Below are 26,009 nucleotides of genomic sequence, written 5' to 3' on the forward strand. Positions count from 1 at the left end.
ATGATCTCGCAAAGTTACAATAAAAAAGATAGAATCGTTAATCTCCCGCCACCATTACAAGCGCTAGGGGACGACAGAAGTAATCAGTTTTCAGTGTAATGACTTAAGGATAACGGGGATTCCCGGCATACTTGTGCCGATGTCTCGTTAATTAGTCAATGGGAAGTCAACGGGAAATCAACGGGAAGTCAACGGGACGGAGAGGATCAATTGTCTTTCATCTTGGCTTGATCCATGCATGAAAATTTAACGAGAGTACCCTTCAACCTACTCGAAATACACCCGCGATCCCTTACCGGAATTATATCATGGAGAACCGACCGACCGATTAAAGAACCTCGATCCAATATTTGCTGAAAAAGTCGGCACGAAAAGTCTAAGATACAAACGAATATAAAACAATAAGAATCGATTGAATTACGGAGAAATAGTGTTATTTTTGCAATAACAATCAGTGAACAAAATATGAATCTTGAGATATTGAGTTTTATAACTTTTTGCGTGGGCAACCTTGCGGACACATTAAAGATGAGTGCCGGAAAAGTATACGGGCTACTACGTTCTTCTGGTATCCTTACAGAATATCTGATTCCAGGATACGATGTACTTCACACGTTCAGTAAAGAATACATCGTAGAAGATCTTATTCAATATATGAAAGAAAAAGGATTGTTAGCATGAAACTGTATCACGCATCACCATTTATAATTGAACTCGCGGATGTATATCACTCATGCGATCATCTAGATTTTGGCAAAGGATTTTACCTAACGTCTTTATATGACCAAGCTCGGAAATATGCCATGCGCTTTTTACTTAAAAAGCAGAAAGCTTATATTAACGAATATTTATTAGATGATGAGTTGAGTGATTTTAAAATTAAAACATTCTGTAGTTACAACGAAGAGTGGTTAGATTACGTTGGTAATAGTTCATCATTTACATTTTATCAAAGCAACAGAAATAACAATAGGAGGAATTGAAGATGCAAGCAGATAAGACCATACTACAAATGAAATACGCCCGAATAGTTAAGCTGTTTGCCGATCATCTTCATATATCATACGAAGATGCCCTTGATTTCTTTTATAATTCAGACACCTATTCTTTGATAAGCGAAGGAATAGGCGATATGCATTGTCTAAGCGATGAATATCTTGCAGATGAACTACTGATAGAATGGCAGGCAAAAGAGAATATATGTCAATCATGATAATTACAGCCACACTCTGCCCAATCATCTCGTACACCCCGGTAGAATCCATCATGGCAAAATGTGAAAATCGCCAGTTGGGAAATATATCAAAAGATGTGATGCCGTCGGGCTAGATCATCAATGTCCCCCGAGACTTCCTCTACTAACCGCCTCATTTCTTCCGATTTCTTATGAATCAAATCATCTATTGTATTAATTAATTGTATCTTATCAATCACTTTTCCCAAGCTCACTCGCAATTCCCTCGTTTTCCCGACTTGCTCGGCTTGTTCCAGTTTCCGGTAACATTCTTCCAATTGACGCTGATAGATTTTCATTTCCTCAATACCATTATTTATAACACCTATGCAAATAAAGCCGAGAATTTACAGGTAAACGACAATCAAGCCTTGTAAATAACTCCCGAAATGGTGTAATTTACAACCCATAATAAACAATTATTTCGTATATTTGCCCGTATAACTGAATATAAAACAACTATGAGTACAGAAACTATACCTATGAGCAAAACACACCATGGACACAGTATAAAACGCATTCGCGATATGCTAGGGATTAAACAAGAAACCCTCGCGGCCGAATTAAACATGACACAACAAGCATTTTCAAAATTAGAGCAAAAAGAACAAATTGAAGACGAAATGCTTGATAAGATTGTAAAAATATTGCACGTTTCCACGGAGGCCTTGAAAACGATGAGCGAAGAGGCAACTATTAACTATTTTAACACGTTTACGAATAGCGAAAACGAACACTTCTTTTCTCAAAATTGTCAATACACGTTCAATCCAATAGACAAAATTGTAGAACTTTACGAACGATTAGTCAAGGCCGAACAGGAAAAAGTTGCCCTATTGGAAGAACAATTGAAAAAGAAGTAATAACAAGACTTTTCTTTTTCTCACTGCCAATTACAAAAATCTCAAATACACGACAAACAAAAAGAGGTTGTGTCAAAAGGTATTTTATCCTCGAAAAACTCCTCCGTCACTTCGTGCCACCTCCTCTATAAACAGAGGAGGAGCTGTTGACTCTTCCCGAAGACAGGGAGTATTTCAACTCTCCCTCTGTTTATAGAGGGAGTACCCCGAAGGGGGGAGGGAGTTTGAAAAATGACTTTTGACACGACCTCCCCATTTTTATATCAAACTAATAACGATTTTCCCGTCATTTCCTTGGGCTGCGGAAGTCCCATAATCGCGAGAACCGTGGGGGCAACATCGGCCAACACCCCATCCCGCAGGTGATCGCACTTAGAATCGGTAACCCAGATACAAGGCACGGGATTCAGCGAGTGAGCCGTGTTCGGCGTCCCGTCCTCATTCACTGCATTATCGGCATTCCCGTGGTCGGCAATAATCAACACGTCGTAACCGTTAGCACGTGCGGCAGCCACGGTCTTCCCAACACACTCATCCACGGTAGCCACTGCTTTCCGGATGGCCTCGTACACGCCGGTATGCCCCACCATATCCCCGTTCGCATAATTCAAGCAAATAAAATCAACACTCTTTTCATTCAATTGCTCCACGATCTTCTCGGTCACGATAGGGGCAGACATTTCGGGTTGCAAATCGTAGGTTGCCACTTTCGGAGAAGGTACCAGAATACGGCTCTCTCCCTCGAAAGGCTCTTCCCGTCCCCCGTTCAGGAAGAACGTCACGTGAGCATATTTCTCCGTCTCTGCAATACGTAACTGTTTCAATCCTTGCTTGGAAATATATTCCCCGATCGTGTTCACCACGTTTTCTTTATCGAACAAAATATGTAATCCCTTGAATTTAGCATCATAAGGAGTCATCGTACAATAATACAACGGCATGGTCTTCATCCCGAAATCCGGCTTGTCCTCTTGCGTCAACACGATCGTCAACTCTTTGGCCCGATCATTACGGAAATTAAAAAAGATCACCATATCACCCGGTTGTATCGTTCCCACGGGTTTCCCAGCCTCGTCCACGCAAACGATCGGTTTGATGAACTCGTCAGTCACCCCCGCGTCATAAGAGGCCTGCACTCCCGCCTCGACATCCGTCACCGGAGTACCCACACCATTCACCAACAAATCATAAGCTTCCTTGATACGCTCCCAGCGGGAATCCCGATCCATGGCATAATAACGCCCAATCACGGAAGCAATCTTACCCGTGGATTGTTTCATATGGTTCTGCAACTCACCGACAAAACCCTTTCCACTCTTCGGGTCCGTGTCCCGACCGTCCATAAAGCAATGAACGAAAGTCTTCTCGATCCCGAACTCCTTCGACAAATCGCACAAGGCGAACACGTGATCCAGCGAGCTATGTACTCCCCCGTTAGAAACCAGTCCCATGAAATGCACCTGTTTCCCGTTCTCCTTGGCATAATTAAACGCCTTCACGATCTCCGGGTTTTGGGCAATGGAATGATCCCGACAAGCCCGGTTAATCTTCACCAAATCTTGGTAAACCACCCGTCCGGCTCCAATATTCAAGTGTCCCACTTCGGAATTTCCCATCTGACCGTCGGGCAAACCTACATTCTCCCCGCTCGTGTACAACAAGGCACGGGGATTATTACTCGTCAACTCCGTGATGTTAGGAGTCGGAGTACTCCCGATCGCGTCCGAATGATCGTGTTTTCCAACACCCCAACCGTCCAATATCATCAATAAAACTCTCTTCATATCTATTTTATTTTTTATTATTTACTTTTTTAAATTCACAGCAAAGTTAATCTTTAATATCCAGTTTAGTGCCTTACAATCAAGGAAAATCAACGAAAACGTTTTAAAGCTCCCCGCCCGTTTATTCCGATGGAAAGAATAAAATATTAAAATTAATAGTACTATGTATTGCATAATACTATTTTTTATTCATATCTTTGTCTGGCATTACAAAAGAACCAAGAGATGAACATTGAAAACACACAAGCTCAAATGAGGAAGGGTATCTTGGAATACTGCATTTTACTGATCATCGCACAACAGGACGCCTACGTACCGGACATTATCAGTAAACTGAAAGCCTCCAAGATGATCGTGGTCGAAGGGACGATATACCCTTTATTAACCCGGTTGAAAAATACCGGATTATTGTCATACCGCTGGGAAGAGTCACAGCAAGGCCCTCCCCGCAAATATTACAGCATCACGGAACAAGGGCGAGATTTTCTCAAGGAACTCGAAAACTCCTGGAATGAATTGACCTCTGCCGTGAACAGCATTAAAGAAAACCATAACAACTAAACACCCATATCATGAAAAAAACATATACTATAAACTTAAGCGGTAAGATTTTCCATATCGATGAAGACGCTTTGGAAAAACTACAAGAATACATCAATACCCTCAAAACATATTACACGCAAGAAGAAGACGGCAACGAGATCATGGATGACATCGAGAACCGGATCGGGGAGCTTTTCACGGAAAACTTGAAAGGACAGTTCCGCGAGGTGATTACTCTCGACGACGTGGATCAAGTGATCGCCACGATGGGTACGCCTGACGACATCATCGACGAAGACGAGCAACCCCGGAAATCCGCCCCGAAACAGGCAAAAAAACTATACCGAAACCCGGACAACAAAGTACTTGGCGGAGTGGCCGGGGGCCTAGCCGCGTATTGGGGCATATCCCCCTTGCTCATCCGGATAGGTTTCGTACTTCTGTCTTTCTACTATGGAATATTCATTATCGTGTATAGCATTTTGTGGATTTCCGTCCCCAAGGCCAAGACGACCAAACAGAAACTCGAAATGAAAGGAGAAAATATAAATGTCTCCAACATCGAACGCTCCATAAAAGACGAGTACCAGGAGATTAAAAACGGCAAGGGTGCCGCTTTCGTGAACCGGGTAGGCGAAGGCTTATACGAAGTATTCACCATCATCGGAAAAGTGTTGGCCATTATTATTGGCGTGGCCTTCTTCGTCGGGGGAATCTTCATGCTGTTCGCCTTCTTGTCGGCATTATTCTTACCTAACCTTTATCCTTGGAAAAGTGGTTTTATGGAACTCGCTTACGCGTTCACGCCCTTAAACTTCACTTTGGGTAAAATCGCTATATCATTCTTGATTGGAATTCCTATTATCATGATCATTTATATGGCGATCAAATTGTTGTTCTCCTTCAAGAGTAATAACAAGGTGATCGCCCTTTCTGCCCTCTCATGTTGGATGCTGGGACTCGTTATACTCATATTCGTGGGGATCAGCGAAGGTCGAAGCTGGTCGATTGATGGCACCCGCTATGGAGAATCGCTCGAACTGAGCCAACAGGACACGCTCGTCCTGCTTGTAAATGAACGCTACAAGATACCTGAGAATCTTTACATAGACCACAACGTGTTCCAATTAGCCTCCAGCAACATGATTACTCCGGACATCAGGATATATTCGGCCGAGGGATCGACCCCGACATTACGTGTACAATTTTACACCCAAGAAGAAAAACCCGTATATGACAACATGGATTTTAACTGGAATTACAAAAACGACACGCTCCGATTTGATAATTACATCAAGCTCGCGGGACAATGGAGGGCTCAAAGAGTGACGCTGACTCTCTACCTACCTGAGAATAAGAAAGTACTCATTCCATCCCAAACAAGCCAATACTTGAGAAACTTGAGAGATTTTGACAGGGGCGTACGTTCCAGACTAAATAAAGATAAGATATTATTAATCATGCAAGACGGGAAACTTCACCCCCTCATGTAAACCGAAAAAGAAGAATATGAAAAAAACAATCCTGCATCAACTACCTCCCCTAACCCTTCCTTACATAGAAGGGGAAAACGATTGGTAATCAGCTCTCCCCCTGTGTAAGGGGGAGTTGGAGGGGGTAGTCGATGTAGGATTGTCGCTCTCAGCTTTCTATTTTTTCGAATCAATCTCTTTCAACAACTCCTTCACCGCCGTCTCCAATTGCTCGTCTTCCCCCTTGATAATTTTCTCCGGAGAGTTGGCAATCTTCACGTCCGGTTCCAGTTGTTTATTCTCCAGATAGCTACCGTCCGGTAAACGATAACCGACGATCGGGATTCCGAAATACAGCGTCGGATCCTGCAAAGTCTCCCAAGACACGCTCGTCATGGTTCCCGGCACAGGCATTCCGACAACCTTACCGATTCCTTGATGTTGGTAAACCCAAGGCGTTCCGTGGGCGTTCGAGTAGTTCGCCTCACAGGTCACCATAATCGAAGGCTTATTCCACCTACGACTTGGCATATCGCAAGCCTCCCGGCCCCGAACGACTTGCGTGAAATATTTCTTACCACTGAACAGAATCTCAATATCCTCGTGCAAACGGCCACCACCATTGAAACGAGTGTCGATCACAATTCCTTCCCGGTCATTATATTTACCCAGAATATCGGCATACACGGAACGGAAACTTGGATCGTCCATGCTGGAAATATGCACGTAACCCAAACGTCCTCCCGACAAACGATCCACATCGGCAGCTCTTTGTTTTACCCACCGCCGGTAAAGTAACCCATTCATCGTACCCTTTGAAATCGGCTCGATCACCTCATCCCAACGTTCCTTGGTAGAGGGGTCATAAATAGAGAACAATACACGTTTACCGGACTTGCCTCTCAGCAGGGGATAGTAATCTTCCCCGGCTTTCACCGCCCGCCCGTCAATTTTCTCAATGACCATTCCGGCTTTCAACTTCGAACGGACATGATCAAAAGGTCCTTTCTCCAACACCTCGTCAACTAGCAACCCATCCTTTGCATAGTTCACGTTCAACAAGAGGCCCAGTTCGGCAGTCGCCTCACCTCTTGACCCGGGGCGGTAACCCGATCCGGTGTGTGAAACGTTCAACTCACCCAACAACTCACTCAACAACTCGGAGAAATCATAGTTATTATTGATATAAGGTAAAAACTTCTCGTAAGCCTTAGTCATTTTTGCCCAATCCACACCATGCATATTCTTCTCGTAGAAACGTTTGGCCTCCTGACGACGTACCCGATCAAACATATACGCCCGCTCGGCAGCCTGATCCAGTTTCATTTCGGCAGAATACGCAATCGGACTTCTTCTCTCCGAACCCAGACTAATCTTCTGCATAGAACGTCCTCCCAACAGGAACAAATCTTTCCCGTCCTTATCCATCTCCAAAGACGCCCAACCGCTGTTCAACTTATGCATCACCTTGGTACTCCGTGAACGCAGATCGCTCACCCACAAATCCATACCTCCCTCGAAAGAGGCCATGTAATAAAGCTTGTCACCATTCTTACTTAATATCGCATCTCCCAATTGTGAAGAATTCGGCGTTAACCGCATCACCCGGTCCTCGATACCTTGCAGTTCGACCTCGATATTCTTTTTCTCTTTCACGGCAGGTTTCGTCTCACCTTTCTTATCTTTCTGATCCTCTTTCTGTTCTTTATTCTTCAGAGAGGCAATACGTTTCTCCTCCTCTTTCAGTAACTCGTAATCTTCCTTGTTCAACCGGAATTTATCGTAAGCATCCTGATTCATGAACACGATCATCACATCCTGCAAAGAACCCCACGATGCATGGTTACGCATCCCGTAACGCTCACTGGAAAACAAGATGGCATTTCCATCCAACACCCACCGGGGATTACTATCAAAATAGCCGCTATTGGTCAGGTTTACAATTTCCCCTTTCCCATCGGCACTCACGATAGCAATATCACTATACGGATCATGACGATTCCCGATGATTTCCATCGCGAACCATTTCCCGTCCGGAGACCATGTATACGAGAAACCGTCACCCGTGCGATATTGATATTTATCGTCCGCCACCTGCCGCACTTTCTTCGTCTTCAAATCAACGACCATCAATTTCGTACGGTCCTCAATAAAGGCCAACTCTTTTCCATCCGGAGAGAATTGTGGGGCAAACCGCTCTTTGGTTGAAGCCGGAAGAACAGCTTCCTCTTCGATTAAAGTCGCATTCGGGAAATTCACCTCTTCCTCACGGGCAATCTTCGCCGTGTAGATATTCCAATTTCCTCCCCGCTCGCTAGCGTAAGCGATCGTCCGGTTATCAGGAGCAAAGCTCAACCACTTCTCTCCCTCCGGAGTCGTGGTAACTTGTTTTGTCGTCGTGTAATCGGTAGAAGTCACGAATACATCTCCCCGGATAATCATGGCCACCTGTTTCCCGTCCGGCGAAACAGTCGCACTAGTTGCCCCGGAAGTGAAACGCAACGAGGCAATATTATCTTTCGCATTGTCACCAATAATATCCACTTTCACTTTCTTGGGACTTCCGGATGCATCTTTCACGTATATTTCACCGTCATAACCAAAACACAAACGCCCGTTACCCGCGATACTCAAGAAACGCACCGGGTGAGTCTTGAAAGAGGTCTCTGCCTTTACGGCAGAAGGATCGGCCACCGGGAACGAGTACACGTTAAACGAACCCTCTCGCTCACTCAGAAAATATACCCTTTGTTCGTCCGGAGACAACACGGGAGAACGATCTTCCCCCGCCCGATCAATCAGACGGGTATGTTTCCCGCTTTTCATATCATAGCGATAAATATCACGTGTGATAGAAGAGGTATGATGTTTACGCCATTCATTCTCCCCGCCTTTTTTATCTTGGTACAAGAATGCATCACCCGATTTGAAGAAACAAATCTCTTCTGCCGGGGTTGCCAATACCTGCCGAGGACGTCCCCCATTTACCGAAATGGCATACAATTCGGTCATGGAACCTGCCGGAAATAAAGCACTCTGAGCGGGATCACTCATTTGCGCCCCATAGACAATTTCTTTTCCATCCGGGGTAAACGTGTAGGGTATCTCCCTAGCTGAATTCGTCGTCACTTGCCGGGCATCACCTCCCCGGGCCGACATCACGAAAATATCGAAATTACCATTCCGATCACTCGTGAACGCAATCTGTTTCCCATCCGGAGACCACACGGGATACGATTCATACGCCGGATGCGTGGTCAACTGGCGAGCCTCGCCACCTTCCACGGGGACAACATAAATATCCCCCTTATAACTAAATGCAATTTGCTTTCCATCGGGTGAAATCTTCGGATAACGCATCCAAAGCGGTCCCGCCTGAACGAAAAAAGCAACCAGTAAAAAAGTAACAGTCAATACGATTTTATTCATCCTTCATTTATTTTGGTATTTAACTTAGCGCAAATATACGATCCGGGATTCCGGCATCCAGATAAAACGAGTAAAATCAACCCCTTGAATAAGGGCAAGGCTATTCCCACACGCTCCATTTTCCCGGTATAATTGAAGTATTTTCTCTCGAATCGGATCACCGGGAACCCACTGGATATGCTGTCGGACACAATCATCAACAATCATTCCCCCATAGAATTCGAGACAAGGAATTTCCCGGATCTCACCTCCGGTATTCACCACGTCCACCACCTTCCCGCCCTTCAAAACAACATATCCATTCTTCACGAACTCAAATCCGGGTAACAAAATATAATTAGCCGCAATCTTTCTCATTCAGAATATGATCTTATTTCTTTTTTGCAGATTTCCTTTCAAGCTCCATCTGTCTCCTCTGTTCGTATTCCTTTTTCAATTGTTTCTCCCGGTTCGGGGCCACGTACGTTTTAAAGATCTCGGTTTTGTACACGCAGCCTTCCCGATCATTCAACTTCTTCACTTTCACCCTCGTATCCCGGTCACTCTTGGGAATCTTCATGAATAACTTCGTGTAGCTGGAATCCGCCACGTAGAACTCCCAGTCTTTCTTGTAAGGGCGCAACGTGTCGACTCCCACGTACTGATCCGGAACTTTCAACGTGTCATTATCGGCAGACAGAAAATAAGTCTGTATGAAATTCCGTTTTCCCCGGTCGGATTTTTCCAATTTTATCGTCGAGGTAAATTTGTACATACCGGGAACAATGCTATCCAATTTCACCAGCACGAATTGATTTCGCTTGTCAAAATAAACCGTATCGGCTTTCACCACACGTGTTTCGTACACGATAGAATCTTTCTTCCGGACTTTAGCTTGTGTAGAATCCGAGCGTATGGTATCTGCCACGATCATCGTGTACCCCGGGAACAGATTAACCGTATCATTCACGGTCAACTCTTTCCACTCCCGCATGATTTTCGTCTGGCGACGACTCAAGGTATCGATCACCACGTCATAAATTTTATTGAATAACGCTGATTGCAGGGAATAGTAAGTTACGCAAGAATCAAAATCCTCCCGTGTAATCCCGTATTTCTCAAACAGGTCATTATAATATAAATAATTGTCTTTTTCGGTTCGTATATCACCCCGTGCGACCGACAACATTCCATCCGTCGTGTGCATATCAATCAACAAAGATGTGAATTGATCCTTGTCCAACGGGACCTTCTTCGAACAAGCCGTTATCGCCGCAATAATCAATATCACCCATAAAATACGCTTCATATCGCTAAAACTTTTAGTATTTATTCCTCGCTCTTTTTTCCTAGTTTCTCCCGCACCATCCTGTTCAACTTCGACGAGAACAGGAATTCGTTCAACGCCTTGTTGTTCGTGTACATGATCTCTTCGTTACTGCCCTCCCATTCTTTGTGTCCTTCATGGATAAACAATACCTTTTCCCCAATCTCGAAAACCGAGTTCATATCATGCGTGTTTATAACCGTGGTCATATCATATTCATGTGTCAACTCGGACAACAGATTATCAATCACGATCGAGGTCAAAGGGTCCAAACCGGAATTCGGCTCGTCACAAAACAAGTATTTAGGCTGTAAAACTATAGCCCGGGCAATAGCCACACGCTTTTTCATTCCTCCACTGATCTCCGCGGGATAAAGATTTTCCACGTTATTCAGGTTCACCCGGTTGAGGCAGAAAATAGCTCGCTCCGTTTTCTCCTTTTCCGTCATCGAGGAAAACAGATTTAACGGGAACTTCACGTTCTCCAACACGGAAAGCGAATCAAACAATGCCCCGCCTTGAAAAACCACTCCCAGCTCCTTCCGGATCTCCTTTATCTGTTTGTTATTCATCACGGTAATATCCCGGTCATTGTAGAATATCTTTCCTTTATCAATCGAGTGCAAGCCAATCAACGATTTCAATAACACGGTCTTCCCAGAACCACTCTTCCCGATAATCAGATTTACCTTTCCCGGTTCGAAAACGGCATCTATATCCGTCAACACCTCTTTTTTATCAAATGACTTACATACCCCTTCCGCCCGTATCATTACAATAATATTTTGGTTAATATCAAGTTCACAAGCAGGATGGCAATACTACTATCCACCACGGCTTTCGTACTCGCCTTTCCGACTTCCAGCGCCCCTCCCTGCACGTTATACCCGTAAAAGGCGGGAATAGAAGTAAATATCACGGCAAAAAACAAAGTTTTGACAATAGAATAGGTCACGTAATAAGGATTGAATGAAAAGTGCAACCCGTGTATATAATCATCATAGTTTACCACCCCGGATGCCAATCCCGAAAGGATTCCCCCGATAATACCGATAAACACGCTGAATATATAAAGAACCGGATTTACCACCAAGGCCGCCGCAATCTTCGGCCCCACCAAATAGGAAACGGAATTCACTCCCATCACCTCCAACGCCTCGATCTGTTCCGTGATTTTCATGCTACCGATCTCGGATGCGATATTACTCCCAATCTTTCCGGCCAGAATCAAGCTCACGATCGTCGACGAGAACTCCAGCAATAACGTCTCCCGGGTCAAATAACCAATCAGATAGCGAGGTAGCAGGGGACTCGACATATTGTAAGCCGTTTGAAGCGTCAACACCGCCCCGATAAAGAAAGAAATAATCATCACCAACATAACGGAATTCAACCCCAACTTCTCCAACTCGTTAGTCAATTCTTTTAAATAAACTTTCTTCTTCTCAGGTTTCGTGAAGATACGCCCCATGAATAATATGTAAGCTCCTATCTTATCTAATACTTTCATCTATACTAACTCCTTAAATAATACCCTCCTGTAAACCCTGTCTCAAATTTTATCGTAAAAATAGAAATTATTCACGGATTTATTACTAATTTCGACAACAATAAGATGAATTTAATTTTAAATGTATAACTAAATAAGATGAATAAGAACTCATATTGCGTTATAATGGCCGGCGGTCTCGGAAAACGTTTCTGGCCCGTGAGTACGAAAGCCTGTCCGAAACAATTTTGTGACATCTTAAATGTCGGGAAAAGCTTCCTCCGTCAAACCTTTGAAAGAGCAAATCAAATCTTTGATACCCAAAATATATTCATTGTTACAGGTACCGCCTACGAAGAGCTGACTAAACAGCAAATCCCGGAAATTCCTTCCGAGAATATTCTGAAAGAACCTTTCGGCAAGAACACCGCCCCATGCGTGGCTTACGCGGCCTACCGGATTGCCCGGGTTAACCCGCACGCAAGTATGGTAGTTGTCCCTTCCGACCATTTTATCACCAATGACGCAGTCTATCTCGATAACATTCAGAAAGGGATTTCTTTCGTTGAACAGTTCGGCGGATTACTCACCATCGGTATCAAACCAACCCGACCGGAAACAGGCTACGGGTATATCCAGATCAAGAAAAACAAGTTCTCCGAATTCATATCCAAAGTTAAAACGTTCACCGAAAAACCGGACAAGGAACTGGCAAAAGTCTTTTTGGAATCGGGTGATTTCCTTTGGAATGCCGGAATTTTTATCTGGAAAGTAGAAGATATTATCGAAGAGTTCAAAACATACCTCGAAGATATGTATTTATTGTTCGAGCAGGAATATAAAAATGTGGAGGACCCGGATTCTCCCGAAAATATCGCTCATATCTACGGACAATGCCGTAATATTTCCATCGACTTCGGTATCATGGAGAAGTCCGCGAAAGTCTATGTCATGAAAGGTGAGTTCGGTTGGTCCGATGTCGGCACGTGGCACTCGTTCCATGAAATCAGCCCGAAAGACGAGAATAACAATGTATCCAACAGCGAACAAGTCCGCTTAATCGAAACAAAAGAATGTATTATTAACGTTCCCCAAGACAAGAAAGTCATTATTGAAGGGATCGAGAATTGCATTATCGCGGAAAACAATGATATTTTAATGATCTGCCACCGGGATCACGAGGATAATATCCGACATTTCGACGATATGCTAAAACATACAACAAAGGAGCTTAATTAAAGCTCCTTTTCTTTTTATATCTTTACCCGAACCTCCTCTATCCGGGCGCTCTTGACACTCACAATTTCAAAAGATATATCCTCAATAGAGATCCGTTCCCCCTCTTCCGGAATATCCTCATTGTAATAAAGAATCAACCCGGCCAAAGTCTCGTACTCCTCGTTCTCCGGAAGATTCAAATCATATTTTTCATTCAGATAATCCACTTCAAGACGGCCGGAGAAAATATATTCATCGGGAGCGACCTGTTCTTCTTTCAGATTCAAACGGTCATGCTCATCCTCGATCTCCCCGAATATCTCCTCCATAATATCTTCAATCGTAACCATCCCGGCCGTTATCCCAAATTCATCAACCACGACCGCCACGCTTTTCTGTTCCTTCGTGAAAAGATTCAACAACCTCAAGGCCGACATAGTTTCGGGAACAATCAATATTTTGCTCACCGCTTTCTTCACGGTTTCGGGATGATGAAACAAGGCGGATGAATGTACATAACCGATCACGTTATCAATCGAATCCCGGTAAATCAATATCCGGGACAACCCCGTTTTCACAAATAGTTCCCTCAACTCATCCAGACTGCCATCTATCGATAAGGCCACAATATCCGGACGGGGAACAATACATTCCCTCAATTTCACTTCCGAAAAATCCAACGCATTCCGGAACAATTTAATATCGTGTTCGTCTTCATTTTCTTCTCCCCCGGTCTCACCCTCTTCTATCAGATTATTTAAATCTATCTTGCCAAAAGCCCGGTTTTCCTCTTTATGCGTCAGTTTGCGTCCGGTAAATATCCTCAGCAACAATCCCCCGAACCACACGGAGAAATACGAGATCGGGAAAAACAGGATATAAAACAAAAATACCGGAATAGCGAATACTCGTAAAAACACATTCGGCCTCAAACGGAACACCGCTTTCGGGAAAAACTCTCCCGTCACCAGCATGATCAACGTAGAGATCAACGTCACGAGAATCATTCGCAATCCCAGCGAAATCCCGACACCCTCCAACCTAGGATCGAGATAATCGGACATAAAGATACCGTAAATAACCATCACCACGTTATTCCCTACCAGAATCGTGGTGATATACATTCCCGAATTGGAAACAAAAAGATCGATTAACTTCTGCGTGATACCCTTGTTCGATTTATCTATCTCTATCCGAAGTTTATTGGAGGCCATAAAGGCAATTTCCATACCCGAAAAGAATGCAGACAAGACCAAACAGATCAATATGGCAACAAATCCTGACATTTAAGGTTTATTTTCAATTTCTACCACCCCCGTAATCTTGTTAAAGACCGGGTTTTTCAAGGATTGATCCGACTTGAAACCTTTATTCCCCTCTATAATCTGGTCCCCGGAAGTGAGCCGGGAATAGCGATCGGAATAAACGATCTCTTTTTTCATATCCCAGAACATCAGATCGGTTTCCAACTTCTTCCCCTCGGCATTGATCACGACGACCTCGTTACGCAACTCCCACAGCATTTCGTCTTCCAATTTTTTCGCATATTTCGAGGTAATGGAACCGACCATGCTACCGTCCTTCTCGTACAACTCCGCATGAATCCCTTTCGGAAATTCATCATATTTCTTGTCATCCTGGTTATACTTATTATAAAGGGGCGTTATTACTTTATACTTCAGCAATGCGGAATCGGAATAAAATAACTCCATGTTCTCCCCGGACATTTCAGGCATACCGTTCCGGTTCCCAATCGCATCCACATCCTTCATATTCGTTTTACACGAAAAGAGCATTACCGTCCCTAAAGCAAGGACGGTAATGCTTTTTATTTTTAATGCACGATATAGAAATGTCATGTATCTAATCTCTAAATCTGGCAGTCGTTGTCTCGTTAATCCATCCACCGACTTTCACGCTTTTCCCTGCCGTAATATCACGGAAGAAAGCCTCGTCCTTCGTCGGGAAGTGAGGAGAATACCGTTCAATATATTCGTTAGCCTTTCCTGCTACTGATGGATCAACTTGTTTAGCTTTCACAAACTTATCCACGGCAGCCCAGAATACGGTACGTTTGTCGAACTCGTCTCCTTCATAGTCATTGCTACTTACCGCATAAGCCAAACCTATCGTGATGTAAGCATCACCCATATTCGGGTTTGTCTTCAAAGCATCCAAAGCATATTTTTTGGCTGACGGATAATTCTTCTTTGACAAATACACCTGTGCCAGCTTGTAATTATAATCTGCTTTAGCTTTCGGATCATCTGATTTATCAATAGCCTCCTTCAAATATTGCTCGAATTTCGCAATATCTTGTTTTGAAAAGAACATCATAGCCAAACTGTAAGCAGCATCGGCACTCGGTTCCTGCTGATAAATCTTCTCGGCAACCGTGGCGTACAACGGTAAATCCGTACATTCTCGTCTTCTTAAGATAGAAGAAATTTCTTTCAAAACAGACAAGCTATCTTTATTCGCCTCGTATTTCTGATTCAACAAACCGGCCAATGTATTACAATCAGCATACCCGGACTCGAAGAAAATGGCATCCAATGCAGATTTACATACGGCAAAATTATCACATCCTTTTTCACCCGATGCCAAACGTTTGTCCGCAAAATCAGAGAATTTCATGTACAAATTAATAAATTCCTCCTGAGATAACTGATTTTGTTGTACCAACCCACAACCCACTTCAAAAGTGGCATGGATCAACTGTGCCGGAGTACCTTCTCCTTCCAATTCATACGATCTCATCAAATTATCAAACCCGGCTTTCAACATATTAATATCCCCATTGGAATATTTCACTTGAGCCATACCTTTTTTCCCAAGAACATATCCTTCACGGCTCCTTTTTCCCATATATTGAAGACGACGATCGAAAACCATCATTAAAGTATCCACATACTCCTTCTTTTTCGTCTTCTGGATCATGAACTCAATAATATCTTCCCCCCGGATATAGGTATTTAATTGAAATGCAGGTGCGTTCAAGAAAACGTATCTCCAAGAGGGTAACGCTTCTTCGTAATTTTTCTGTTTCCAGTATTCCGTGTACAGAGAAGCATTCAGAATGGTATTCGCACTATCCAATCCGTACTGAGACTCCAACGTTTGCGCTTTTGTCGGTAGAATGAATAGAAACATCCCAAATGCTATAACAGCAATCTTTTTCATGGTCATCCCTTTTATTTAAGTTAGTTCGAATAAGTTTTTTTTCATCATAGCCAGTCCACCCACGTGAGGACTATCGCAAAATTACCACTATTTCTTTAAAACGGAAATGTTTCACATATTTTTCATGTATAATTAACCGTTTTTTGGTATTCTAAAATTCTGTTTAAACCAGTGATCACTAACTTGTCTTCAAAAAAAACCGTCCGTTTCAACGTTTTTCTCAGATATTCACTTCCGCCACCCGTTATAATTACCGCAGCATGGGGATTATTTCGGAGCAACTCATCTATATACCCTCTTACTTCAAAAAGTATACCATTCATCACCCCGTTCAAAATTGCATCATGCGTGTTCTTCCCGACATACCCGTGTTCCATGGAACACTTCACCAACGGAAGACTCGCAGTAAACTCGTTTAGCGCTCGGAAACGAATACCTAGCCCCGGAGAAATATTCCCTCCCCGGAACTCCCCGTCCGCACTGACAAAATCATACGTGATCGCCGTACCGGAATCAATCACCAGCAACTCCCGGCCCGGAAAAAGGAATGCCCCGCCCACACAACCGGCAATCCGGTCAACACCCAAGGTCTTCGGGGTATCATATCCCAAGCGTATCGGCAAAGGGATTTCCGACGACACTTCACAAAAGAAAGTGGAAACCTCACGCAATCTTTCCCGAACTTCCGCCGAGATAGCTCCCGTGCTTGACAAAATCAAGTTTACTTCCTTCCCGCTTTTTCGGTAAGTCGTCGCCAGATCATATACTTCCGGTAATCCCAATCCACACTCCACCCAATCGCCCTCGTCAAAAACGGCGTACTTGGTTCGTGTATTTCCAATATCAACAATTAGATTCATAGCTTAATTATTACCATAAGCAAAGTCCCGCATCTCCCGCGTAATTTCCGATACCCGATTAATATCGACAATACTCGTGAAAACCAGACTCAACTTATCATTCTTTTCGCTGATCTTGCAAGGGATCACCTGTTTCTGTATAAATTTCAATAACTCGCTAAACACGGGAGAGGCATAGAATGGCGAATTCTGATCACTGATAAAATAAACAATCATCTTGTTATTCTTCACCATCAACCGCTCGATTCCCAAGTCTATACATCTCTGACGAATTCGGACCACTTCCATCAACCCGCCAACCGAAGCCGGAATCTCGCCAAAACGGTCTTTCATCTCTATCTCGAAACGCTGCAAAGCCTCTTCGTTCGCAATATTATCCAACTCCCGGTACAAGCGGATTCGTTCGCTCACGTTCTCCACGTAAGTATCGGGAATCAACAAAGCAAAATCCGTGTCGATCACGCAATCCGTGGCGAACGCCATCGGCTCATCCGGATGCTCCTTCTGTAATTCGGGGAATTCCTCGTCCCTCAATTCCACTAACGCCTCGTTCAGAATTCTTTGATAGGTCTCGTACCCCACTTCTGCAATAAAACCGGATTGCTCTCCCCCTAAAATATTCCCGGCCCCACGAATATCCAAATCCTGCATGGCAATATTGAACCCACTCCCCAAGCCGCTGAAATCCTCGATCGCTTTCAACCGCCTCCGGGCATCCGCATTCACTAATTCCAAAGGCGGGGCCAGCAAATAACAAAAAGCCTTCCGGTTGGAACGTCCCACCCGTCCCCGCAACTGGTGTAAATCACTCAACCCGTAATTCTGGGCCTGATTAATAATAATAGTATTCGCATTAGGAATATCCAACCCCGACTCCACGATCGTCGTGGCAATCAACACGTCGTAATCTCCCCGCACGAAATCATGCATCACCGTCTCCAACTCCTCCCCGCCCATCTGCCCGTGTCCCACGCAACTCTTGATGCCGGGAATCAGACGATGAATCATATATTGAATATCCCGGATATTATCCACCCGGTTATGAATAAAAAACACCTGTCCCCCACGGCTCACCTCGTAAGAAATCGCATCCTTAATCACTTTCTCGTCAAAACGATGTAACTCCGTCACGATCGGGTAACGATTAGGCGGGGCCGTACGGATAATCGACATATCCCTCGCCCCCATCAACGAAAATTGCAACGTCCGCGGGATCGGTGTCGCCGTCATAGTAATAGTATCCACGTTCAATTTCAAACGTTTCAACTTCTCCTTCACCGCCACCCCAAACTTCTGCTCCTCATCAATCACTAGCAAACCGAGGTCCTTAAATTTTATATCATTACTTGTCAAACGATGCGTCCCGATGATAATATCCACCTTCCCCGTTTCCAAATCTTTCAAAATCCGCTTAATATCGGCACTCTTTTTCATCCGACTGATATACTCGATCCGGCAAGGCATCCCCTCCAGACGTTTCTTGAAAGTATTATAATGTTGATAAGCCAAAACCGTCGTCGGCACTAACACGGCCACCTGCTTACTATCAGCCACCGCCTTGAATGCCGCACGAATAGCGACTTCCGTTTTTCCGAATCCCACGTCCCCGCAAACCAGACGATCCATCACGTGAGGACTCTCCATGTCCGCTTTCACCGCCTCGATCGCCTTCATCTGATCCGGCGTTTCCTCGTACATAAAGGATGCCTCCATCTCGTCCTGCAAGAAACTATCTTTCGAGAATGCATAAGCCTCCTCCCGCCTGCGTTTGGCATACAGGGCTATTAACTCCCGGGCAATATCCTTTACCCTCGACTTGGTTCGCTGTTTTAATTTATTCCAGGCCTCCCCGCCCAACTTACTCACGGTTGGCGGTTCACCATCCTTCCCCTTATACTTGGAAATTTTATGCAATGAATGGAGACTCACGTACAATTCGGAATTATTCTTATATACCAAACGTATGGCCTCCTGAATCTTCCCGTCATTATCAATCTTCGTCAACCCACCGAAACGCCCGATCCCGTGATCTATATGCACTACGTAATCACCTGGATGCAGGTTCTGCAACTCGCTGATCGTGATGGACTCCCGCCCTTTCCGGATCTGCGAAGTCTTCAAACGGTATTTCTGGTAACGATCGAAAATCTGATGCTCCGTGTAAATACACACCTTGATCTGGGCATCACTGAACCCCTCGTGAATCGTTCCCTCCACGGGGACAAAATTCACCTCATGCCCCTTGTCCGAGAAAATATCCCGCAATCGCTGGAGCTGCATATCGTTCGTAGAACAAAGATAAACCGTGTAGCGATCCATCTGCTTGTCTAGCAAATGCTCTGCCAGCAAATCGAACTGCTTGTTCACGGCCGGTTGCACCTCCGCCTCCAAGCGAATCACCTCACCCCGGAAAAACAACTCCGGTCCCCACTCCACCACACTGTTCCCCTCGATCGTCCGGAACAAACTATCCGACGTGATTAGGAACTCCCCGGCATCCAGCTCTTTTAACGAATTCATGCGGTCATGAATCAACAAGGAATTTTTCATCCACCAAGTGGCCTCTTTCCCAAGAAACTCGGTCAATCCCACGTTATCATTCTTATCCGTTGACTCACTCAAATCGGGTACGATCACCACCTTGTCAATCAACTGCTCGGAAAGCTGTGTTTCCACATCGAAATAACGAATACTTTCCACCTCGTCCCCGAAAAAATCTATTCGTACCGGACGTTCTTCCGCGAAAGAATAGACATCCACGATACTTCCCCGGATAGAAAACTGACCGGGTTCATACACGAAATCATTCCGTTCGAAACCGTACTCTCCCAACAACGACTCCAAAAACGTTATCGACAGCTTGTTACCCTTGATCACAGGCATCGACATATCGGCCAACATCTTCTTGCTCACCACCTTCTCGGCCATCGCCTCCGTGTAAGTGACCACCATCCCTACCTCCTTTGCCGTCAAGGCATTCAGCACCTCTGTTCGAACCAGGATTGAATCGTTATCTTTATCTTCAAAATTACCGGAACGCCGAAACGAGGAAGGCAGAAAACGCACGTTCTCCTCGTCATAAAACGTCAACAAATCATTGTAGAAATAAGCTGCCTCCTCCTTGTCGTTCAACACGAAAAGCTGTAATCCCTTCATTTCCCGTCCCACAGCGGCCGCAATAAAAGCCACGAGCGAACCGATCCCGTTCTCCAACTTTATCTTTGTCCTCGTCTGCTTACGCAGCCGATTGGCAATTTTCTGAACAACAGGATGATCTTGAAATAAATCTAATAACTCTTTTGCTTCCAAATCTTTGTCCCTTTATCAAAAAAACGGCATACCTTTCAGCATACCGTCTTCAACCCTCAGGTTCTATATTTTAAATGATAAGCATGGCATCGCCATAAGTACCAAAACGATATTTCTCCTTAACCGCCTGATTATACGCTTCCATGACGTGTTCATACCCACCGAAGGCCGCCACCATCATCAATAACGTTGAATAAGGCAAATGAAAATTGGAAATGAAAGCATCCGGCACGCTGAAATCATACGGGGGAAAGATAAACTTGTTCGTCCACCCTTCAAACTCGGTCAACCGTCCTTTCGTGGTCACACAGCTCTCCAACGTACGTACCACCGTCGTACCCACGGCACAAATTTTATGCTTTTCATCTTTTGCGTCATTCACGATTTTCACCGTTTCCGGTGTCACGAAGATTTGTTCCGAATCCATCTTGTGTTTCGTCAAATCCTCTACATCCACCTCCCGGAAGTTCCCCAAACCGACGTGTAACGTGATATAAGCGAAATCAATCCCCTTAATCTCCATCCGTTTCATCAACTCGCGGCTAAAATGCATACCCGCAGTCGGGGCTGCCACCGCACCTTCATGCCGGGCAAAAATAGTTTGGTAATTCTCGGCATCCTCCGGTTCCACCTTCCGGTTAATAAAACGAGGAAGCGGGGTTTCGCCCAACGCATACAATTCCTTCTTGAACTCGTCATATTCACCATCGAACAAGAAACGTAAAGTTCTCCCGCGAGAAGTGGTATTATCAATGACCTCTGCCACCATGCTATCATCTTCACCGAAATACAACTTATTCCCGATACGTATTTTCCGAGCCGGATCAACCAGTACATCCCAGATACGCAATTCCGGGTTCAACTCTCTCAGCAAAAACACCTCGATCTCCGCCCCGGTTTTTTCCTTGTTTCCATATAACCTCGCCGGGAACACCTTGGAATCGTTAAAAACGAACACATCCTTTTCATCAAAATAATCAATCACATCTTTAAATACCTTGTGTTCAATCTTCCCGGTTTTCCGATCCAGAACCATCAACCGGGCTTCATCCCGGTTAGGCGTCGGATGTAACGCAATCAACTCCGGCGGCAACTTATATTTAAACTTAGATAATTTCATGTTGAATAATGTTTATATATTAATCAAATCTTGCTAAATTACAAATTTTCCTGTAAAACTCCAATAATTTCATCCATTTTAAACCCATCTTCCACCCGGAAGTCTCCTACACGGGTTCTTCTTAGAGCTGACAGATGCGAACCGCTCCCGCAGGCTTTTCCCAGATCATGAGCCAGCGAACGGATGTACGTCCCCTTGCTACACACGATCCGGAGTTCCACTATTGGAAGTTCCACTTTCAATATTTCAATCTCCCGAACCATCACCTTCCGGCTCTTCATCTCCACCTCGTCCCCTCGGCGAGCCATCTCGTACGCCCGGACCCCGTCAACACGGACGGCCGAATAAGAAGGCGGGAACTGTTCAATCTCCCCGATAAACTGCTGGACCGCCCGCTCCAAACAGGCTCGATCCACTTGTTCATACGAAAACTCTTCGTCAAAAGATGTCTCCAAATCATAAGAAGGAGTCGTATGTCCGAAAGTAATTTCCGCCACGTACTCTTTCTCCTGCCCCATATACTCCTCGATCTTCTTTGTCTCCTTCCCCACACAAATAATCACCACACCCGATGCCAAAGGATCCAACGTCCCTGCGTGCCCCACTTTTATCTTCCCGTATCCTTTTCTCAAGCAAATACGAACTTTGTTCACCACGTCAAACGATGTCCAGCGCAATGGCTTATCGACCACGAACACCGCTCCTGCCCGAAAATCCTCTCCTTCTCTAAAAAAAATATTACCCCACTTGCTCATTATCCTAAAACAATCGTCAATATACCCGCAATAGCGCAATAAAGAGCGAACCAAATCAACTTACCCTTTTTCACGATATTAATCATCCAGCGACAAGCAATACATCCCGAGATAAAAGCTGCCGCAAATCCAACCAATAGTGATACGGTCGAAATACCACTTGCTTCTGCCGAGAACCCGCCTTTCATCAGATCCAGAAAAGCCTCCCCCAGAATAGGAATCAATACCATCAAAAAAGAGAACTTGGCCACCGCCTCCTTCTTGTTACCCAACAATATCCCGGTAGCAATAGTCGAACCGGAACGAGACAAGCCAGGCAACACGGCACATGCTTGCGCCAATCCGATCACGAACGCATCCCGATACGAGATTTTCTCTTTCACCCGGGGTTTAGCGTAATAAGCGAACGACAACAACACCGCCGTTACCAGCAACATACACCCCACGACCGTCAATCCCGAACCAAATAACGCCTCCACGTAATCCTTGAAACAAAATCCCACGATAGCCACCGGTATCATGGAAAGAAATATCTTTAGCACGTAGGCCATCTCATCATTATACTTGAACGTGAAAAAGCCCTTGAACAACACGGACACTTCCTTCCACAAAATCACGATCGTACTACAAACCGTCGCAGCATGAACCGCCACGGCAAACGTTAAATTCTCCTCTCCTTCTAACCCGAAAAGAGCGCTAAAAATCTGTAAATGCCCGGAACTACTCACCGGCAAAAATTCTGTAAGCCCCTGGATGATACCAAGCACCAATGCCTCAAACCACTCCATCTATGAATTGAAAATTGAGAATTGAAAATTGAAAATGCACGCACGTCAATATTCAATTACATTAATATTTAATTTTTCTCCTCTCCCTTCGTTTTGGGTTTCCGCATGATACCCCAGAAAACGAAACCAAAACCGAATAACACCACGATGGGCGCTAACGTGATCCGGCGAAAACTAAAAATGTCATAATTAAATGTATCGGGCGAATCCGCTCCCCCTCCCATCATCAAGAGGAAACCCACTATAACGATCCCGAAACCGATCAGGATCATCTTGTAATTATCCTTCGGTATAGGAAAACCGTCTTTTTTTTCGTTTAAAATTCTTGCCATATATTTTTATTTACACGTATAAATCATTCAAATCCCGCCGCAAATAACGACGTACCGAGAACCAAGCCGAGAAAAATGACAACACCACCCCGGAAAGGATCACGAAACCCACCATCAACAGGATCACGTCCTGCCGCATAATATTAATCACGTTCCCCACGTTCTCCTGCACGAAAAATATCGCACCCAGCAACACCAAGTTAGCGATCAGAGCCCCGAAGAACCCTCTCCACATACTCCCGTACACGAAAGGCTTGCATATAAAAAACGGAGTAGCCCCCACCAACTGCATCGTCTTGATCAACAGTCGCTGCGAGTAAACCGCCAAATGAATCATGTTACGAATCAACGTGAACGAAATCAACACCAACACCGCCCCGACAATCAAAAAGATAATCGTGATCCGCCGTATGTTTTCGTTAATACTCTCGATCATGGATTTCTGGTAATATACCTCGTGAATAATATCAAATCTTGCTAATCCTTTCTCTATCATCGCCAGCGAATCGTTATTCGCGTATGCCGGATTCAATTTGATCTCAATGGAAGGCAACAAAGGATTAGCTCCCAATATCCGTTCAAAATCCTCTCCCATCTCTTTCTTGAAAGACTTCGCCGCCTGTTCTTTGGTAATATACTTCGAAGTGTAAACGTAAGGTTGGGTATCCAAAATCTTTTGCACCCGCTTGATCTCCACCTCATTCGTGTTATCCTTCACGATCACGGCAAAACCGATATTCCGTTTCACGTGATCCGAAACCGCCCGAGCATTCAATAAAATAAATACAAGCATACCGACCACAATCAATACCAGAGAAATACTGATTGTGGGAACAAAATAAGCACTTTTTCCCTTTCTACTTTCTGTCCGCGACATTTTTTCTGTCTTAAAAACTTGACAAATATAATCATTCTACACCCGAGAACAACCCATTTCTAAAAAAAAATCGCAAAATCACATCTCCACTAGCCCCCATTCGCCCTCCCGTTCTCCAACATTCACCTCTTTTCCCCTTTAGTAACTGCATGAAAAACAGTTTTCAAGAAATGAATTAAAAAAATCCTTTGCATTTTCTTATCAAACCCTTTGCTGAAAACAAAAAATGCTCTATATTTGCAATCGCAAAAAAGGAAAGCGTTCCTTGAAAATTTTGCAAGCAATCATGCGAAAATAGCTCAGTTGGTAGAGCATAACCTTGCCAAGGTTAGGGTCGCGGGTTCGAGTCCCGTTTTTCGCTCCAAGTTGCTCGAGTGGTGGAATCGGTAGACACGCGGGACTTAAAATCCCGTGGCCATTGCGGCTGTGCGGGTTCAAGTCCCGCCTCGAGTACACGGAATATTAAGGAGTTAGTAATCACTAACTCCTTTTATTTTATCCAGAAAACTCTAATCACTTTTTTAAATTATTCCCTCTCGATACCCTAAAAACGATATGTGGCATCTCGACACCCCGGTAGTGTTTGACAAGAGTATCGACCTCCACCATTCCATTCCGCCGAGCCACGTTTTGGGATGCCACGTTCGAATCCCGAATAATGGAATAAACCTCGTCAAAATTCAACTCTTGAAAAGCGTACTCCTTACAAGCAATGACCGCCTCTGTGGCAAATCCTTTATGCCAAAACTCTTTTCGGAATAAATAACCAACTTCCGGCACCCTATTCCCGTTATATTCCTGGTACGTAATACCACATTGTCCGATAAGCTCGCCACTGCTTTTCTCTATGACCGCCCACAGGGCAAAACCGTCATCCTCGTACCGCCGAAACATCTTATCCAACCATGCCTGAACTTCCTGATCGCTAAAAGCGCCCTCGTAAGCATACATCACCACGGGATCCTGCAACAATTTACACACCTCGTCAAAATCACCCTGTTCTAACTTTCTTAGAACCAACCGTCCCGTTTCTAATAACACGTTTCTCATTCTTCTATTTTCAGGCAAAAATACCAAAAAAATATTTCCCTCAACAAATAAATCGTACCCGATAAAATAATCGATCATAACAACAATATGTATTACCCCCTGTTATCAAATGAAGAAAGGATGAACACTTAAGATAATTACCAGATAATCACAGATTAAAGATCTACCAAAGACGTATCAAAGACGTTCGTGGACGTCTTTGATACGTCTTTGTAACGAAGTTGATACGTCTTTAACCCCTAAGTACATCGAATATGCAACGGGTAAACACCGTATATTACCCTGAAAAAGTTTGCCGTAAACCCAAGCAAACCTATGCCAGCATTAAGCCAATTTCGTTATTCTCATCTGGCACTAAAATTGGCTCAAAAACAAACTGCCCCTGAAAGTTTTTTGT

At 44.3% G+C, this 26,009-nt stretch carries 24 protein-coding genes and 2 tRNA genes; 8 read left to right on the forward strand and 18 right to left on the reverse strand.

Features of this window, described 5'->3' with window-relative positions; all coding sequences use genetic code 11:
• Positions 1 to 465: 465 nt before the first annotated feature.
• Together F1644_RS09905 and F1644_RS09910 are read left to right on the forward strand one after the other, a co-directional pair.
• Positions 466 to 681 (forward strand): DUF3791 domain-containing protein, encoded by a 216-nt coding sequence (locus F1644_RS09905; RefSeq protein ID WP_118303900.1) that lies wholly within the window; start codon positions 466 to 468, stop codon positions 679 to 681.
• Positions 678 to 983: a DUF3990 domain-containing protein gene (locus F1644_RS09910; protein WP_118303898.1), complete on the forward strand. Its 306-nt coding sequence runs from the start codon at positions 678 to 680 to the stop codon at positions 981 to 983. Before F1644_RS09905 ends, F1644_RS09910 begins: the two co-directional genes overlap by 4 nt.
• A 319-nt stretch (positions 984 to 1,302) precedes the next feature.
• Here the strand turns inward: F1644_RS09910 and F1644_RS09920 are convergent, their stop codons facing one another.
• On the reverse strand, positions 1,303 to 1,533 hold the full coding sequence (locus F1644_RS09920; RefSeq protein WP_087421480.1) for a hypothetical protein: 231 nt from the start codon (positions 1,531 to 1,533) through the stop codon (positions 1,303 to 1,305).
• A gap of 183 nt (positions 1,534 to 1,716) precedes the next feature.
• Between F1644_RS09920 and F1644_RS09925 the strand changes: the two genes are divergently transcribed.
• Positions 1,717 to 2,097, forward strand: coding sequence for a helix-turn-helix domain-containing protein (locus F1644_RS09925; RefSeq protein WP_262889273.1), 381 nt, complete (start codon positions 1,717 to 1,719; stop codon positions 2,095 to 2,097).
• A gap of 263 nt (positions 2,098 to 2,360) precedes the next feature.
• Here the strand turns inward: F1644_RS09925 and gpmI are convergent, their stop codons facing one another.
• Positions 2,361 to 3,881 (reverse strand): 2,3-bisphosphoglycerate-independent phosphoglycerate mutase, encoded by a 1,521-nt coding sequence (gpmI, locus tag F1644_RS09930; RefSeq protein ID WP_189021495.1) that lies wholly within the window; start codon positions 3,879 to 3,881, stop codon positions 2,361 to 2,363.
• Positions 3,882 to 4,106: 225 nt separating this feature from the next.
• Between gpmI and F1644_RS09935 the strand changes: the two genes are divergently transcribed.
• Together F1644_RS09935 and F1644_RS09940 are read left to right on the forward strand one after the other, a co-directional pair.
• Entirely contained in the window at positions 4,107 to 4,442 is a 336-nt protein-coding gene (locus tag F1644_RS09935; protein WP_118303890.1) for a PadR family transcriptional regulator, read from the forward strand.
• 11 nt (positions 4,443 to 4,453) lie between these two features.
• A complete protein-coding gene (locus F1644_RS09940) occupies positions 4,454 to 5,917 on the forward strand; it encodes a PspC domain-containing protein (protein WP_118303888.1) in 1,464 nt (487 codons plus the stop codon).
• A 156-nt stretch (positions 5,918 to 6,073) separates the two neighbouring features.
• Here F1644_RS09940 and F1644_RS09945 read toward each other — a convergent pair whose 3' ends face one another.
• Genes F1644_RS09945 through F1644_RS09965 form a run of 5 tightly spaced genes read right to left on the reverse strand, consistent with a single transcriptional unit; the run spans position 6,074 to position 12,141 of the window.
• Entirely contained in the window at positions 6,074 to 9,325 is a 3,252-nt protein-coding gene (locus tag F1644_RS09945) for a S41 family peptidase (protein WP_118303886.1), read from the reverse strand.
• A 24-nt stretch (positions 9,326 to 9,349) separates the two neighbouring features.
• Positions 9,350 to 9,682 (reverse strand): hypothetical protein, encoded by a 333-nt coding sequence (locus F1644_RS09950; protein ID WP_118303884.1) that lies wholly within the window; start codon positions 9,680 to 9,682, stop codon positions 9,350 to 9,352.
• Between the two features lie 13 nt (positions 9,683 to 9,695).
• Entirely contained in the window at positions 9,696 to 10,613 is a 918-nt protein-coding gene (locus F1644_RS09955) for a DUF4296 domain-containing protein (protein WP_118303882.1), read from the reverse strand.
• A gap of 20 nt (positions 10,614 to 10,633) precedes the next feature.
• The gene (locus F1644_RS09960) at positions 10,634 to 11,404 is read right to left on the reverse strand and encodes an ABC transporter ATP-binding protein (protein WP_087421471.1); all 771 of its coding nucleotides are present in this window, start codon (positions 11,402 to 11,404) and stop codon (positions 10,634 to 10,636) included.
• Positions 11,404 to 12,141: an MlaE family ABC transporter permease gene (locus F1644_RS09965; RefSeq protein ID WP_087421470.1), complete on the reverse strand. Its 738-nt coding sequence runs from the start codon at positions 12,139 to 12,141 to the stop codon at positions 11,404 to 11,406. Before F1644_RS09965 ends, F1644_RS09960 begins: the two co-directional genes overlap by 1 nt.
• Before the next feature lie 138 nt (positions 12,142 to 12,279).
• Here F1644_RS09965 and F1644_RS09970 point away from each other — a divergent pair, with 138 nt between their 5' ends.
• Positions 12,280 to 13,359, forward strand: a complete 1,080-nt coding sequence (locus tag F1644_RS09970; RefSeq protein WP_118303880.1) for a mannose-1-phosphate guanylyltransferase — start codon at positions 12,280 to 12,282, stop codon at positions 13,357 to 13,359.
• Between the two features lie 14 nt (positions 13,360 to 13,373).
• Here F1644_RS09970 and F1644_RS09975 read toward each other — a convergent pair whose 3' ends face one another.
• The 10 genes from F1644_RS09975 to F1644_RS10020 all read right to left on the reverse strand — a co-directional run bounded on the left by F1644_RS09975 (position 13,374) and on the right by F1644_RS10020 (position 24,562).
• Entirely contained in the window at positions 13,374 to 14,624 is a 1,251-nt protein-coding gene (locus F1644_RS09975) for a hemolysin family protein (RefSeq protein ID WP_087421468.1), read from the reverse strand.
• On the reverse strand, positions 14,625 to 15,197 hold the full coding sequence (gene lptC / locus F1644_RS09980) for an LPS export ABC transporter periplasmic protein LptC (protein ID WP_087421467.1): 573 nt from the start codon (positions 15,195 to 15,197) through the stop codon (positions 14,625 to 14,627).
• A gap of 4 nt (positions 15,198 to 15,201) precedes the next feature.
• Positions 15,202 to 16,521, reverse strand: a complete 1,320-nt coding sequence (locus F1644_RS09985) for a tetratricopeptide repeat protein (protein WP_229782402.1) — start codon at positions 16,519 to 16,521, stop codon at positions 15,202 to 15,204.
• Positions 16,522 to 16,643: 122 nt separating this feature from the next.
• Entirely contained in the window at positions 16,644 to 17,381 is a 738-nt protein-coding gene (locus F1644_RS09990) for a type III pantothenate kinase (RefSeq protein WP_118303876.1), read from the reverse strand.
• Between the two features lie 3 nt (positions 17,382 to 17,384).
• Positions 17,385 to 20,690 carry a transcription-repair coupling factor gene (mfd, locus tag F1644_RS09995; protein WP_118303874.1) on the reverse strand — a complete coding sequence of 1,102 codons (3,306 nt, stop codon included), beginning with the start codon at positions 20,688 to 20,690 and terminating at the stop codon, positions 17,385 to 17,387.
• Between the two features lie 70 nt (positions 20,691 to 20,760).
• Positions 20,761 to 21,810 (reverse strand): tRNA preQ1(34) S-adenosylmethionine ribosyltransferase-isomerase QueA, encoded by a 1,050-nt coding sequence (gene queA, locus F1644_RS10000; RefSeq protein ID WP_027200460.1) that lies wholly within the window; start codon positions 21,808 to 21,810, stop codon positions 20,761 to 20,763.
• A 38-nt stretch (positions 21,811 to 21,848) separates the two neighbouring features.
• On the reverse strand, positions 21,849 to 22,565 hold the full coding sequence (gene truB / locus F1644_RS10005; RefSeq protein ID WP_087421463.1) for a tRNA pseudouridine(55) synthase TruB: 717 nt from the start codon (positions 22,563 to 22,565) through the stop codon (positions 21,849 to 21,851).
• Entirely contained in the window at positions 22,565 to 23,353 is a 789-nt protein-coding gene (locus F1644_RS10010; RefSeq protein WP_118303872.1) for an undecaprenyl-diphosphate phosphatase, read from the reverse strand. The genes truB and F1644_RS10010 overlap by 1 nt, the downstream gene beginning before the upstream one ends.
• A 68-nt stretch (positions 23,354 to 23,421) precedes the next feature.
• Positions 23,422 to 23,685 (reverse strand): DUF3098 domain-containing protein, encoded by a 264-nt coding sequence (locus tag F1644_RS10015; protein ID WP_027200463.1) that lies wholly within the window; start codon positions 23,683 to 23,685, stop codon positions 23,422 to 23,424.
• A gap of 10 nt (positions 23,686 to 23,695) precedes the next feature.
• Positions 23,696 to 24,562: a cell division protein FtsX gene (locus F1644_RS10020; RefSeq protein WP_087421461.1), complete on the reverse strand. Its 867-nt coding sequence runs from the start codon at positions 24,560 to 24,562 to the stop codon at positions 23,696 to 23,698.
• Positions 24,563 to 24,850: 288 nt separating this feature from the next.
• Between F1644_RS10020 and F1644_RS10025 the strand changes: the two genes are divergently transcribed.
• Together F1644_RS10025 and F1644_RS10030 are read left to right on the forward strand one after the other, a co-directional pair.
• Positions 24,851 to 24,926 (forward strand) — tRNA-Gly (locus F1644_RS10025).
• Between the two features lie 4 nt (positions 24,927 to 24,930).
• Positions 24,931 to 25,015: transfer RNA gene (locus F1644_RS10030), tRNA-Leu, on the forward strand.
• A gap of 60 nt (positions 25,016 to 25,075) precedes the next feature.
• Here the strand turns inward: F1644_RS10030 and F1644_RS10035 are convergent.
• Entirely contained in the window at positions 25,076 to 25,612 is a 537-nt protein-coding gene (locus F1644_RS10035; protein WP_118304026.1) for a GNAT family N-acetyltransferase, read from the reverse strand.
• Positions 25,613 to 26,009 lie beyond the last annotated feature (397 nt).

This window comes from Butyricimonas paravirosa, assembly GCF_032878955.1.
GTDB lineage: Bacteria > Bacteroidota > Bacteroidia > Bacteroidales > Marinifilaceae > Butyricimonas > Butyricimonas paravirosa.